The sequence below is a fragment of the Mycobacterium terramassiliense genome (assembly GCF_900157385.1).
Taxonomy (GTDB): Bacteria; Actinomycetota; Actinomycetes; order Mycobacteriales; family Mycobacteriaceae; genus Mycobacterium; species Mycobacterium terramassiliense.
Map to the genome: position 1 here is coordinate 1,017,784 of NZ_LT717700.1, position 12,836 is coordinate 1,030,619.

Below are 12,836 nucleotides of genomic sequence, written 5' to 3' on the forward strand. Positions count from 1 at the left end.
TTATTTAGATGACCTACGACCTGATCATCCGCAATGGCACCATCGTCGACGGGCTGGGGGGTGAGCCGTACGTCGGCGACGTCGCGGTGCGAGACGGCGTGATCGAGTCGGTCGGCTCCGTCAACGGGGACGGCGCACGCCGGGAGATCGACGCCACGGGGCTGCTGGTCACGCCCGGATTCGTCGACCTGCACACCCACTACGACGGCCAGGCCATCTGGTCGGAGCGCCTGACGCCCTCGTCGGCGCATGGCGTGACCACGGTGGTGGTGGGCAACTGCGGCGTCGGCTTCGCCCCTTGCCGCCAGTCCGATCACGACGTGCTCGTGGACGTCATGGCCGGCGTCGAGGACATACCCGGCGTCGTCATGACCGACGGCCTGCCCTGGACCTGGGAAACCTTCCCGGAATACATGGACGCGCTGGAGGCGGGCAAACGCGACATCGACGTGGCGGCCTACCTGCCCCACTCGCCGCTGCGGGTGTACGTGATGGGCCAGCGCGGCGCCGACCGCGAGCCCGCCACCCCCGAGGACCTCGCCGAGATGCGGGCGCTGGCCAAGGAGGCGATCGAGGTGGGCGCGCTGGGCTTCGCGTCGTCGCGGCTGACGATCCACAAGACCGAAAGCGGGTCGCCGATACCGAGTTACGACGCCGCCCGCGAGGAGATCGAGGAGATCGCCAAAGGTGTCGTGGACGCCGGCGGCGGGCTGCTGCAATTCGTGCCGGACATTCCCGCCGGCGGCTACCAGCCGGTCCTGCAAACCGTGTTCGATGTGGCCGAGGACTTGGACCTGCCGGTCACGTTCACCCTGGTCGTCGCCAACTCCGGGGACCCGACGTGGGAGGACGCCATCACGATGATCGAGAAGGCCAACGCGGCGGGCGGCGACATCACCGCGCAGCTGCTGCCGCGCCCGATCGGGCTGATCATCGGGCTGCAGCTCAGCGCCAACCCGTTCGTGCTGTACCCCAGCTACCGCGAGATCGCGCACCTGCCACTGGAAGAGCGCGTGGCCGAGATGCGCAAGCCCGAGGTCCGCGCCCGGATCCTGGCCGACAAGCCCGGCGTCGGTCACCCGATCCTGTACGTGGCGCAGATGTGGGACTGGATCTACCCGCTGGGCGACGAGCCGAACTACGAGCCGGACCCGTCGACCAGCATCGGGGCCCGCGCCCGGGCCCGCGGGGTGAATCCGATGGAGGAGGCCTACGACCGGCTGCTCGACGACGACGGCCGCGCCATGCTGTTGGTCGCGACCAGCAATCTGCAGAACAACTCGCTGGACACCGTGGGTAAGTTGCTGCACCGCGACGACGTGGTGCTCGGGCTCGGCGATGGCGGCGCCCACTACGGGATGATCTGCGACGCCAGCTACTCGACGTACTTCCTGGCGCACTGGGCGCGGGATCGCAGGTCCGGCAGGTTCACCGTGGCCGAGGCCGTGCGCGAGCTCACCTCCGTGCCCGCGCGGGTGGCCGGGCTGGGCGACCGCGGCCGCATCGCCGCCGGATACAAGGCCGACCTCAACGTCATCGACCACGGCGCCCTGCGGCTGCACAAGCCGGTGATCCGTCACGATCTGCCCGCCGGCGGGCGCCGCCTGGATCAGACCGCCGAAGGATATGTGACAACGATCGTTTCCGGGGTAATAATTGCTGAAAATGGCGTTCCGACCGAGGCGCGTCCAGGCAAGTTGGTCCGCGGGCGAAAGCCCATGCCAGTACCTGGTCGATAACGCCACGAAGGGCGGCCCTTCCCAGTTAAGTTGGGTCAGTGACGAGCCCGCATTTTGCGTGGTTGCCGCCTGAAATCAACTCGGCACTAATTTTTGCCGGGCCGGGTGCGGCGCCGCTGCTTGCTGCGGCCGAAGCCTGGGATGGGTTGGCCGAGGATCTGGCGTCGTCAGCGTCGTCGTTCTTTTCGGTGACGTCCGATCTGGCCAACGGTTCGTGGCAGGGCGCGTCGGCGGCGGCGATGATGGCCGTCGCGACCCAGTACGTGGGCTGGCTGAGCGCGGCCGCGGCCCAGGCCGAGGCGGCATCGAGCCAGGCCGCGGCCATCGCGGCCGCCTTCGAATCCGCGGTGGCGGCCACCGTGCAGCCCGCGGTGGTGGCCGCCAACCGCGCCCTGGTGAAGGCGTTGGCATCGACGAACTGGTTCGGCTTCAACGTCCCGGCGATCATGGACACGGAGGCCGCCTACGAGGCGATGTGGGCGGCCGACGTGGCCGCGATGTTCGGTTACCACGCCGACGCGTCGGCGGCGGCCGCGCAATTGGCGCCCTGGCAACAGGTCCTGCAAAAGCTTGGATTCACCTTCAACAACGGCAAAATTGGTTTCGGTCCAATTTCGATGGGCAATTCCAACGTCGGTTTCGGAAACAGCGGCAACTTAAATGTCGGCTCCGGAAATTCGGGGAACAACAACCTGGGCTTGGGGAACCTCGGTAATAACAACTTTGGCTTTGGTAACAGTGGTAACAACGACTTCGGGATCGGGCTGACCGGCAACAATCAGATCGGCTTCGGCGGCTTCAACTCCGGCACCGGCAACATCGGGTTCTTCAACTCAGGCAGCAATAACATCGGCTTCTTCAACTCCGGCACCGGAAACTTCGGCGTCGGAAACTCGGGCGTGTCCAACACCGGCCTCTTGAACTCGGGTGCGGTCAACGCGGGCTTTTTCAACAGCGGCAACGCCAACACGGGCATTTTCATGGACGGCGCGGCCGCCCACGGCGCCCAGGATGCGGCTGTGCTCAACTCCGGCAACTACATGACGGGCGGCGTCGGGGCGGCCAACCTCAGCTCGAGCCTGCTCAACTCGGCCGCGACCACCGGCGGCCTCAACGCGAGCCTGTCGAACGCGGCGATGCTCAACCCGGCCAGCGCGGCCATGGCGGCCCCGGGCGACACGAGCGCCCTGGTCGGCGGCATTCAATCGGGCGGCGCGAACGCCGTCGCCGGTGCCGCGGCCGGCCCCACCCCCACCCCGCCGGCCCTGCGGACCACGACGGCCCCCGCGGGTTTCTTCGCCACCAGCGGCGCGGAGGAGGGCGTGCGGAACCTGGCCGCGCGGGAGTCGGGCATACCCAACTCGAACTTCTTCAACAAGGGCGACCGCCCGCCCGGCCTGCCCGAGCCGGGCATCGGCGACCCGGTCATCCCCGACTAGCCCAACGGTGGCAACCCGCTGCGCCCGGCTCCGCCGCGCTTGCGATCGCCACTGGCCCCACGGTGCCGACCCGCTGCGCCCGGCTACGCCGCGCTCGCGATCGCCACTGGCCCCACGGTGCCGACCCGCTGCGCCCGGCTGCGCCGCGCTCGCGATCGCCACTGGCCCCACGGTGGCGACCCGCTGCGCCCGGCTACGCCGCGCTTGCGATCGCCACTGGCCCCACGGTGGCAACCCGCTGCGCCCGGCTACGCCGCGCTTGCGATCGCCACTGGCCCCACGGTGGCAACCCGCTGCGCCCGGCTACGCCGCGCTTGCGATCGCCACGAGCGGCCTAGTCTGAACGCATGCGCACCAAGAAGAAGGTGGACCTTGAGCGGCTCGCCGCCGCGCTCCCGGACTTTCCGTTTGCATACCTGATCACGGTCGGCGACGACCATCGACCCCACACGGTGACCGTCGAGCCGCGAATGGACGAGGCCACTCTCGACGTCGGCCTCATCGGCGGGCGCACGCGGGAGAATCTGGCCCGGCGCGGCGAAGTCACCCTCCTGTGGCCCCCGCGCGAGCCCGGCGGCTACTCGCTGATCGTCGACGGCAGGGCCGAAGTGACAGACGCGCCCGGCGAGACCGTCCGCTTGGGCGTCGTGCCGGAGCGCGCGCTGCTGCACCGCGAAGCCGACTCCCCCAGCGCCGCCAAAGGGTGCCTGCACGACTGCGTGGTGTTCTCGCTGTGAGCCGCGTCGCGCCACTCGCCCCGCCGTGGAGCGAGGAAGACGCCACCGGCATCAACAGCTGGGGTCACCCGGACCGCACCTACGAGCCGCTGCTTCTGGTGCGTTGCCTGCAACGCCATCCGGCGCTCGCGAGCCGGCTGCGCAAGCTCGGCGAATCACTCTATGTCGCAGCGCTTTTGCCGCCGCGGACCCGCACCATCGCCATCCTGCGCACCTGCGCACTGGTCGGCTGCCGGTACGAGTGGGGCGGGCAGGCGGCGTTCTGGGGCCCGATCGCGGGCGTCAGCGACGACGAGTGCGACGCCCTGGTCACGGGCGGCGCGGACGACCCGCGGTGGAGCCCGGCCGAGCGGACGCTGATCGAGGCGGTGGACGAACTGGAACGCACCGGCTCGTGGTCGGAGCCGACCTGGGCGGCGCTCGGGCGCGACCTGGACGACGAGCAGCGGATCGAACTGCTGACCGCCGTCGGCTGGTACCGCACGATCTGCACGCTGTGCAACGCGCTCGCGCTGCCGGTGGAAGGTTGGATGCGGCGCTGGCCCTCAGCGGGCCGACCGGTCCCCGCCTAAGTCCCTTTTCAGGCCCGGATGCTGGTTCTTCAGCAGCGGCAACAGCACCCGTCGCGGCAGGAACTGGAACAGCCGCGTGGACAGCTGGCTCGGCAGCCCGGCGATCACCGTGCCGCGGTCGTGCTCCAGCGCGTCGACCCCGACGCGCGCCACGTCGCGCGACGGCATCCACAGGAACTTCGGGAACGCGTCGGCAAAGGTCCGCTCATCCATCCCCGCGTTTTTCAGGAACTCGGTGCGCACCGGGCCCGGGCACAGCAGCGCGACGGTGACGCCGGTGCCGGCCAGCTCGCCGCGCACCCCCTCGGTGTAGGTCCTCACGAACGCCTTGGTGGCGGCGTAGCCGGCTTGCCCCGGGAAGGGGTGGTAGCCCGCGGTGGATCCGAGGTTGAGGATGGCGCCGCGTCCGCGCGGCACCATCTGCTGCACGGCCCGGGTGGTGAGGTCGATGACGGCCTCGACGTTGACCCGCACCTGGGCGATCTCGTCGTCGACTCGCGTTTTCGTCACCGACCCGATGGTGCCGATGCCGGCGTTGTTGACCAGGACGTCGACGGTCAACCCGCGGCGCTCGACCTCGTCGAGGAGGCCGGCGCGGGCCGCCGCGTCGGCGACATCGCAGGCGATCACCTCGACGCGCACGACGCCGGCGAGTTCGTCGGCCAGCTCGCGCAGCCGGTCTTCGCGGCGGGCGACGAGCGTGACGCCGTGGCCGCGGCCGGCCAGCTCCCGGGCGATGTCGGCGCCGATGCCCGACGACGCCCCGGTCACGACGGCGGTACCGGTGGGTGAGGGAGTCGGGAGGGCCACGCGGTTAAACGTACAAGGCGGCCCTGCGCGCCGAACGTGAAGCCAGGGCGGAGGAATCGCCGAAATCCCGCCCTGAGCTCACGCTCGGCGCACGAAAAAGCCCGGCCTGCAACGCAGACCGGGCTTTCTCATTGACTTGCTAGAAGTCCATACCGCCCATGCCACCGGTCGGGTCGCCCGCGGGAGCGGCCGCCTTCTCCGGCTTGTCGGCGACGACGGCCTCGGTCGTCAGGAACAGCGCCGCGATGGACGCCGCGTTCTGCAGCGCCGAGCGGGTCACCTTGACCGGGTCGGCAACGCCGGCCTTGAGCAGGTCCTCGTACTCACCGGAGGCGGCGTTCAGGCCGGTTCCGGCGGGCGAGTTGCGGACCTTCTCGGCGACAACGCCGGGCTCCAGCCCGGAGTTGAAGGCGATCTGCTTCAGCGGAGCCTCCAGCGCCACCTTGACGATGTTGGCGCCGGTGGCCTCGTCGCCGGTGAGCTTCAGCTCGTCCAGCGTCGGAGCCGCTTGCAGCAGGGCCACGCCGCCACCGGCGACGATGCCCTCCTCGACGGCGGCCTTGGCGTTGCGCACCGCGTCCTCGATGCGGTGCTTGCGCTCCTTGAGCTCCACCTCGGTGGCGGCGCCGGCCTTGATCACCGCAACACCGCCGGCCAGCTTGGCCAGGCGCTCCTGCAGCTTCTCGCGGTCGTAGTCGGAGTCGCTGTTCTCGATCTCCTGGCGGATCTGGGCCACCCGCCCGGCGATGGCGTCGGTGTCACCGGCGCCCTCGACGATGGTGGTCTCGTCCTTGGTGACGACGACCTTGCGGGCCTTGCCGAGCAGCGCGACGTCGGCGCTCTCCAGCGACAGGCCGACCTCCTCGCTGATCACCTGGCCGCCGGTTAGGATCGCCATGTCCTGCAGCATCGCCTTGCGGCGGTCGCCGAAGCCGGGGGCCTTGACCGCCACCGACTTGAAGGTGCCGCGGATCTTGTTGACGACCAGGGTGCTCAGAGCCTCGCCCTCGACGTCCTCGGCGATGATCAGCAGCGGCTTGCCGGCCTGGATGACCTTCTCCAGCAGCGGCAGCAGGTCCTTGACGGTCGACACCTTGGAGCTGACCAGCAGGATGAAGGGGTCTTCCAGGACCGCTTCCTGACGCTCGGCGTCGGTGACGAAGTAGCCCGAGATGTAGCCCTTGTCGAACCGCATGCCCTCGGTGAGCTCCAGCTGCAGGCCGAAGGTGTTGGACTCCTCGACGGTGATGACGCCCTCGTTGCCGACCTTGTCCATCGCCTCGGCGATCAGGTCACCGATCGACTGGTCGCCCGCGGAGATCGCGGCGGTGGCGGCGATCTGCTCCTTGGTCTCGACGTCCTTGGCCGACTTCAGCAGGGTCTCGGTGACCTTCTCGACGGCCTTCTCGATGCCGCGCTTGAGCGCCAGCGGGTTGGCGCCCGCGGCTACGTTGCGCAGGCCCTCCTTGACCAACGCCTGGGCCAGCACCGTGGCCGTCGTGGTGCCGTCACCGGCGACGTCGTCGGTCTTCTTGGCGACTTCCTTGACCAGCTCGGCGCCGATCTTCTCGTAGGGGTCCTCCAGCTCGATCTCCTTGGCGATGGACACACCATCGTTGGTGATCGTGGGGGCACCCCACTTCTTCTCCAGGACGACGTTGCGGCCCTTGGGGCCCAACGTCACCTTTACCGCGTCGGCGAGGGCGTTCAGCCCGCGCTCGAGGCCGCGACGGGCCTCTTCGTCGTACGCAATTGTCTTGGCCATTGCGAAGTGATTCCTCCGGATTGGGGATGACACGTCCTGGCCGGGTGCAGTGCCCGCGACGGACGGCGCAGCTGACGTCGTCGGGCGACGACACAGCCGAGCCTCACCGTCCCGACCTAGCACTCGCTGGTCGCGAGTGCCAACGTCATTCTTAGCACTCGCCCATGCCGAGTGCAAGAACGGCCCCCGGTTATCGCCCAGCGCGTAAACCGTCGATGACGACGTCGGTCACCCGCTCGGCCAGCGCCGAGTCGTGGGCCTGCATCGCCTGGCATCCGACCAGGATGGTCTTCAGATCGCGCATGTCGATGTCGCGCCGGGCGGTGCCCGCTTCCTGCGCGGCGCTCAGCAGCTCGCCGAGCAAGGCCTTGAACGCGTCCTCGGCCTCGGGCGCGGCGCAGGCGATGTCGATCCCCAGCCCGGCCAGCGCGTCGACCAGGCCGCGATCCGTCGCGCCCCATTGCAGCACCATCGAGCGCAGGAAACTGAAGAGCGCCTCGCCCGGCCCGGCGGAGGCGAGCAGGGCCCGCCCGTCGTCGACGAGGTGCCTCATCCGGTCTTCGGTGACCGCCTGGAACAGCGCCTCCTTCGTCGGGAAGTGCCGATACACGGTGCCGGCGCCGACCCCGGCGCGCCGGGCGATCTCGTCGATGGGCACCGCCAGCCCCTCGGCCGCGAAGGTCTCGTAGGCGACGTCCAGCACGCGCGCGCGGTTGCGCGCCGCGTCGGCGCGCAGCGGGCGGGCGGGTTGCGCCATCTGTTCACCACCTAGGAGTTGACAAAGCGGGGCGCGCGTTCCGTATAGTGGGCAACAACCGGAGCGCTCGCCCCGTTTACTCTACTAGTTCGAGGAGCCAGCCATGGCCAAGTGGACCACCGCGGACATTCCCGACCAGACCGGTCGCGTCGCCGTCATCACCGGAGCCAACACCGGCCTCGGCTACGAGACCGCGCTGGCGCTCGCCGACCACGGCGCCCACGTGGTGCTGGCGGTGCGCAACCTGGACAAGGGCAAGGACGCCGCGGCCCGGATCACCGCGCACAGCCCCCACGCCGACGTCGCGCTGCAGGAGCTGGACCTGACGTCGCTGGAGTCCATTCGCGCCGCGGCCGAGCAGCTGCGCTCCGCGCACGACCGCATCGACCTGCTGATCAACAACGCGGGCGTGATGTGGACGCCGAAGTCCACCACCAAGGACGGCTTCGAGCTGCAATTCGGCACCAACCACCTCGGCCACTTCGCCTTCACCGGGCTGCTGCTGGACCGGCTGCTGCCGGTCGCCGGCTCCAGGGTCGTGACCGTCAGCAGCATGGGCCACCGCATCCGCGCCGACATCCACTTCGACGACCTGCAGTGGGAACGCGGCTACAGCCGCGTGGGCGCCTACGGGCAGTCCAAGCTCGCCAACCTGTTGTTCACCTACGAACTGCAGCGCCGGCTCGCGCCACACGGAACGACGATCGCCGCGGCCGCGCACCCCGGCGGTTCGCGGACCGAGCTCGTCCGCAACCTGCCCGCGCCGGTCCTGCGCTTCGCGTCCGCGCTGATGCCGCTGTTCCAGGGCCCGGACATGGGCGCCCTGCCGACGCTGCGCGCCGCGACCGACCCCGGCGTGCTCGGCGGCCAGTACTACGGCCCCGACGGGTTCGCCGAGCAGCGCGGCTACCCGAAACTCGTTGCGTCCAGCGAGAAGTCGCACGACGTCGCGACGCAGCGCCGGCTGTGGGCGGTCTCCGAGGAGCTCACCGGGGTGGCCTATCCCGTCGACTGACGGGGTAACACTAAAGGCATGTCCCTCGCCGTTCCGCCCTATCCACCGCCCCGCTACACCAAGGACGAGCCGGAGGTCAGCGCCTGGCTCAAGCGCGCCGACGAGCCGGCCGACTACGAAACCTTCGGGACCCGGTACCACTATTTGGCCAACCAGCGGGCCACCGGCGGCGACTACGGCCTGTACCGCGTCGACATCGCCCCGGCCGGCGGCGGCCCGCCGGCCCACTTCCACCGGGCCATGTCCGAGGCGTTTTTCGTCCTGTCCGGGACGATGAAGCTCTACGAGGGCAACGAGTGGGTCGACGGGCATCCCGGCGATTTCCTCTACGTGCCGCCCGGCGGGGTGCACGGCTTCCGCAACGAGGCCGACGAACCGGCGTCGGTCCTGATGCTGTTCGCCCCCGGGGCGCCGCGGGAGGCCTACTTCGAGGGCTTCGCCGCGCTGGCCGACATGACCGATGACCAACGCCGGGAGTGGTTCATCCGCCACGATAACTACTGGGTGCAGTAGTCGGTTAACGGTGCGCGAACTTTCGGTGCTGCGCACCGATACCCGGCGCGGGTGCGACGTAGTGTGTGGCCGTGCAGGTGAGGTCGAAGCGCGCGGCGGCATGGTTGCGGATGAAGGTCGAGACGGCGTACAGCGCCCCCGTCAGGACCGCCGAGCGGGTCAAGCGGCCGAGGCGGCCCAGCCTCAGGCGCGTCCCGACCGCATCCGCCAGAGTCCGCGGGCGCCGGCTCAGGCCCCCGACCAGTCACCGGTCGAAGCGGTAGTCGCCGTCGACCAGTTCGCGGGTGCGTTCGTAGAACCTCCGGCCGCTGTACGGCAACTGCGTGACGACCTTGCCGCTGGGATGCCGGAAGTAGTTGTTGCAGGCGAGCCACACCTTGCCCGCCATGGCGGCCTGAATCTCGTCGTTGTAGCGACGCTGCGCGTCCGCGGTGACCTCGATCGTGCGCGCGCCGCGGTCGCCCATCACGTCGAGGATGCGGCGGACGAACGTGGTCTGCGCCTCGTGGATGTACAGAATCGAGTTGACGCCGTTGGTGTTTGGGCCGTAGAGCGTGAAGAAGTTCGGATACCCGGCGATCAGCGTGCCGAGGTAGGCTTCGGCGCCACGGCTCCACTCGTCGCGTAGGTGGCGGCCGCCGGTCCCGTACACGTCGATGCTCGCCAGGTAGTCGGCGGCCTGGAAACCGGTGCCGTAGATGACGGTGTCGACGCGGTGTTCGACGCCGTCGGCGGTGCGCACCCCGCGCTCGGTCAGCTCGGCGATCGCGGTCGTTTCCAGGGCCACGTTCGGCAACGCGAAAGTGGGATACCACTCGCGCGACATCAACGGCCGCTTGCAGCCGGCGGGATAGTCGGGCGTCAGCTTCGCGCGCAGCTCGGGGTCGGTCACCTTGCGCCTCAGGTAGCTGCGCGCGAGCTCGGTGGCCTCGCGCGTCTGCGCGGCGTCGACGTCGAAGCTCGACGATTCGTAGGCGTCGAAGGCCTCGTCGCGCAGCTTGCGCGCCATCTCGGGGTGGCGCTCGAACTCCTCGTGCTGTTCGGGCGTGAACGGGAAGTCGAAGCGCGGGGCGATCCAGATCGGGGTCCGCTGAAACACCGTGAGGTGCGCGGTCTTTGGTGCGATCGCGGGCACGTACTGGATGGCGCTGGCGCCCGTGCCGATGGACGCGACCCGCTCTCCGGCGGTCGACTTGCTGTGATCCCAACGCGCCGAATGGAATTGGCGCCCTCGAAATCGATGTGCGCCGCGTATTTCCGGAACGTGCGGCACGTCGAGCATCCCGACGGCGCTCACCACGACGTCGAAGTCGTGCTGGGCGCCGTCGCCGGTGGTCAGCGTCCACCGCCGCCGCTCGTCCGACCACCGCACCGTGGCGATCGCGGTGTGGGGCCGCAGGTGCGGACCCAGCCCGTGGTCGGCGGCGACCTTTTCCAGATACGCCAGGATCTCGGGCTGGTTCGCGTAGGTCTTGCTCCACCGCGGATTGGGCGCAAACGAAAACGAGTACAGGTGCGACGGCACGTCGCAGGCCGCGCCCGGGAAGGTGTTGTGCCGCCAGGTCCCGCCGAACCCGTCCGCGCGGTCGAAGATGGTGAAGTCGTAGCCGCCCTGCGCCAGCTGGATGCCCATCGCGATGCCCCCGGCACCGGCGCCGATGATCCCTACCGTCGTTTTTCGGGGCATCACGCCCCGAACTGCGCGAAGTACGGTCGCTCGGGCCGGCTCTTCTCCACGAGGATGAACACCACGCCCCACGGATCGACGAACCAGGTGGTGCGGACCCGTGCGACGTCCGCGATCCCGCTGACCAAGAACCGCACTCCCTTGCTCTCCAGTTCGGCGCGGGTGGCGTCGAGGTCCTCACAGATCAGCCCGACGTGCGACAGCCCGTGATCGGTCAGGGCCCGCTCGGCGTCGCCGCTGCCGTCGACGTTGAGGTATTCGATCACCTCGAGCACCCGGTCACCGTCGTCACCGAAGCCGACGATGGCCGCCTTCATGCTCGGGTCGGACACCAGCTCGCCCATGTCCTCGCGAATGGCATTACCGCTCATGACGTAGGGCGGCGAGAGCACACGCAGGCCCAATACGTCGCGGTAGAACGCCACCGCCGCCTCGCAATCCGGAACGCACACCCCGGCGTGGGCCAACCCGGTAATCACGTTCTCAACCTTACGTCCGCGATGCGCCGATCGGGGAGGCCGATAATGGCCGGGTGCGGTCAGTCGAAGAGCATCAGCGAGTCGTAGCGGAGATGATCCGCGCCCGCCCGTCGGTCGCGGTTGCGCTGGCACAGGCCCAGGGTTTGGTGTTGGCCGACGACGTGGTCGCCCGGTTGGCGCTGCCGGTCTTCGACAACTCCGCGATGGACGGCTACGCGGTGCGCGCCGAGGACGTTGCGGACGCCACCCCGGAACGCCCGGTGGTGTTGGAAGTCGCCGAGGACATCCCGGCCGGGCGCACCGACGAGCTGACGCTGCAACCGAACACCGCGCACCGGATCATGACGGGCGCGCCGGTGCCGGCCGGGACGACGGCCGTCGTGCCGGTCGAGGACACCGACGGCGGCGCGGAATCGGTGGCGATCCACCGGCCGCGCCCGGTCGGCGCGCACATCCGCCGGGCGGGCGAGGACGTCGCCCCGGGCACCACCGTGCTGCGCAAGGGTCAGGTGGTGACTCCGGCGGTGCTCGGGCTGGCGGCGGCGCTGGGAATGCCGGAACTGCCGGTGATTCCGCGCCAACGGGTGTTGGTGATGTCCACCGGTTCGGAGCTGGTGTCGCCGGGGGAGCCGCTGCTGCCCGGGCAGATCTACGAGTCCAACTCGATCATGCTGGCCGGCGCCGTCCGTGACGCCGGCGCCGAGGTGGTCGCCGTCGCGACCGCCGAGGACGATGTCGCGCAGTTCAGTTCGATCCTCGACCGCTACGCCGCCGACGCCGACCTGATCATCACCAGCGGCGGCGTCAGCGCAGGCGCCTACGAGGTCGTCAAGGACGCGTTCGGCCGCGACGGGGACCAGGGGGTGGAGTTCGTCAAGGTGGCGATGCAGCCCGGGATGCCGCAAGGCATCGGGCGGGTGGCCGGCGCGACGATCGTCACCCTGCCCGGCAATCCGGTCAGCGCGCTGGTGTCCTTCGAGGTCTTCATCCGCCCCGCGCTGCGCCGGGCGATGGGCCTGCCGGATCCGGAGCGACCGCACCGCCCGGCGGTGCTCGCCGAATCGCTGACATCGCCGCGCGGCAAGCGCCAGTTCCGGCGCGCCCTCCTGAACCGCTCCAAAGACGGGGTCGGCACCGTCACCAGCTACGGCCCGCCGGCGTCCCACCACTTGCGGTGGCTGGCGTCGGCCAACGGGCTGCTGGACATCCCCGAAGACGTCGTCGAGGTGTCCGAAGGAACCGAGCTGCAGGTCTGGGACCTGAGCTGAGGCTGGTCGAAGGCGCGGCCGCAGCGGATCGCGATGCCGGCGGCGGCGACCATCA

General features: G+C 69.7%; 12 protein-coding genes. 7 read left to right on the top strand and 5 right to left on the bottom strand.

Annotation, left to right across the window (positions count from 1 at the left end):
* Positions 1–8 precede the first annotated feature (8 nt).
* The 4 genes from MTAB308_RS13040 (at position 9) to MTAB308_RS13065 (ending at position 4,487) form a co-directional block, all read left to right on the top strand.
* Positions 9–1,739 (top strand): N-acyl-D-amino-acid deacylase family protein, encoded by a 1,731-nt coding sequence (locus tag MTAB308_RS13040; RefSeq protein ID WP_077099787.1) that lies wholly within the window; start codon positions 9–11, stop codon positions 1,737–1,739.
* Between the two features lie 38 nt (positions 1,740–1,777).
* Positions 1,778–3,178, top strand: a complete 1,401-nt coding sequence (locus MTAB308_RS13045; RefSeq protein ID WP_077099788.1) for a PPE family protein — start codon at positions 1,778–1,780, stop codon at positions 3,176–3,178.
* A gap of 347 nt (positions 3,179–3,525) precedes the next feature.
* Complete coding sequence (locus MTAB308_RS13060; RefSeq protein ID WP_077099790.1) at positions 3,526–3,915, top strand: pyridoxamine 5'-phosphate oxidase family protein; 390 nt, start codon at positions 3,526–3,528, stop codon at positions 3,913–3,915.
* A complete protein-coding gene (locus MTAB308_RS13065; RefSeq protein ID WP_077099791.1) occupies positions 3,912–4,487 on the top strand; it encodes a carboxymuconolactone decarboxylase family protein in 576 nt (191 codons plus the stop codon). The genes MTAB308_RS13060 and MTAB308_RS13065 overlap by 4 nt, the downstream gene beginning before the upstream one ends.
* On the opposite strand, the gene MTAB308_RS13070 is transcribed toward MTAB308_RS13065, so the two are convergent.
* From MTAB308_RS13070 to MTAB308_RS13080, 3 genes are all read right to left on the bottom strand, one after another.
* Positions 4,461–5,297 (bottom strand): SDR family NAD(P)-dependent oxidoreductase, encoded by an 837-nt coding sequence (locus tag MTAB308_RS13070; protein ID WP_077099792.1) that lies wholly within the window; start codon positions 5,295–5,297, stop codon positions 4,461–4,463. The two genes, MTAB308_RS13065 and MTAB308_RS13070, sit on opposite strands and share 27 nt — an antisense overlap.
* 139 nt (positions 5,298–5,436) lie before the next feature.
* The gene (gene groL / locus MTAB308_RS13075; protein ID WP_077099793.1) at positions 5,437–7,062 is read right to left on the bottom strand and encodes a chaperonin GroEL; all 1,626 of its coding nucleotides are present in this window, start codon (positions 7,060–7,062) and stop codon (positions 5,437–5,439) included.
* 190 nt (positions 7,063–7,252) lie between these two features.
* Positions 7,253–7,819 carry a TetR/AcrR family transcriptional regulator gene (locus MTAB308_RS13080; RefSeq protein ID WP_077099794.1) on the bottom strand — a complete coding sequence of 189 codons (567 nt, stop codon included), beginning with the start codon at positions 7,817–7,819 and terminating at the stop codon, positions 7,253–7,255.
* 103 nt (positions 7,820–7,922) lie between these two features.
* On the opposite strand from MTAB308_RS13080, the gene MTAB308_RS13085 reads away from it, so the two are divergent.
* Both MTAB308_RS13085 and MTAB308_RS13090 read left to right on the top strand, forming a co-directional pair.
* Positions 7,923–8,834 carry an SDR family NAD(P)-dependent oxidoreductase gene (locus MTAB308_RS13085; RefSeq protein WP_077099795.1) on the top strand — a complete coding sequence of 304 codons (912 nt, stop codon included), beginning with the start codon at positions 7,923–7,925 and terminating at the stop codon, positions 8,832–8,834.
* A gap of 18 nt (positions 8,835–8,852) precedes the next feature.
* Positions 8,853–9,347: a cupin domain-containing protein gene (locus tag MTAB308_RS13090; protein ID WP_077099796.1), complete on the top strand. Its 495-nt coding sequence runs from the start codon at positions 8,853–8,855 to the stop codon at positions 9,345–9,347.
* Positions 9,348–9,591: 244 nt separating this feature from the next.
* On the opposite strand, the gene MTAB308_RS13095 is transcribed toward MTAB308_RS13090, so the two are convergent.
* The gene (locus tag MTAB308_RS13095) at positions 9,592–11,034 is read right to left on the bottom strand and encodes a flavin-containing monooxygenase (protein ID WP_077099797.1); all 1,443 of its coding nucleotides are present in this window, start codon (positions 11,032–11,034) and stop codon (positions 9,592–9,594) included.
* Positions 11,034–11,513: a VOC family protein gene (locus MTAB308_RS13100; protein WP_077099798.1), complete on the bottom strand. Its 480-nt coding sequence runs from the start codon at positions 11,511–11,513 to the stop codon at positions 11,034–11,036. The genes MTAB308_RS13095 and MTAB308_RS13100 overlap by 1 nt, the downstream gene beginning before the upstream one ends.
* A 53-nt stretch (positions 11,514–11,566) precedes the next feature.
* Here MTAB308_RS13100 and moeA point away from each other — a divergent pair, with 53 nt between their 5' ends.
* A complete protein-coding gene (gene moeA / locus MTAB308_RS13105) occupies positions 11,567–12,781 on the top strand; it encodes a molybdopterin molybdotransferase MoeA (protein WP_077099799.1) in 1,215 nt (404 codons plus the stop codon).
* The last annotated feature ends 55 nt before the right edge of the window (positions 12,782–12,836 follow it).